Origin of the sequence: Pseudoxanthomonas kalamensis DSM 18571 (assembly GCF_010211745.1) — a bacterium.
GTDB classification, from domain to species: Bacteria; Pseudomonadota; Gammaproteobacteria; order Xanthomonadales; family Xanthomonadaceae; genus Pseudoxanthomonas_A; species Pseudoxanthomonas_A kalamensis.
Genome location: NZ_PDWQ01000127.1, coordinates 1 through 489, shown reverse-complemented (window position 1 = coordinate 489; position 489 = coordinate 1). Strand labels below are relative to the sequence as shown.

The following is a 489-nucleotide window of genomic DNA, read 5'->3' as shown; positions in this document are numbered from 1 at the left end:
CTGCATGGGAGTACCATGCACGGATGACAACTCGCAAAAGCAAGTCCGGCAAGCCCGGCAAATCCGCGTCCAGCGACGCGCACTCCCCCGATACGCCGAAGAAATCGCGTCTGCCCGTCTGGATGCCCAGCTTCCTGCGCCGTGGCCCCAAGCCGCCGCTGCAACCGCTGCACCCGCCGACGCCGCCGCCGGCGGCCGCGCCCGACACCGCCGCGCCGATCCAGGATCCCTATGCCGCACGCGAGGCCGAGCGCTATGCGCAGCCCATCGCCAGCCGCGAGGCGATCCTGCAATTGCTCGAGCGCTGCGACGGCCCGCAGACCCTGGACGAACTGGCCGAACAGCTCGGCCTGACCAAAAATGAACACTCACACCGCAACCGTGTCCACCCCGTGTCGCTGCTCGAGCTACCCGGTGGATCAAGTCGACTCTACCAACACTTCGGCTCGACCTGGTCATGTGCCCGCGACGCACCCTCGGTCAGCTGTC

At 67.5% G+C, this 489-nt stretch carries 1 pseudogene; it reads left to right on the top strand.

From position 1 onward, the window contains the following. Positions 1-122: 122 nt before the first annotated feature. Positions 123-489 (top strand): annotated as a pseudogene (locus tag CSC70_RS14785) (hypothetical protein); the annotation flags it as partial.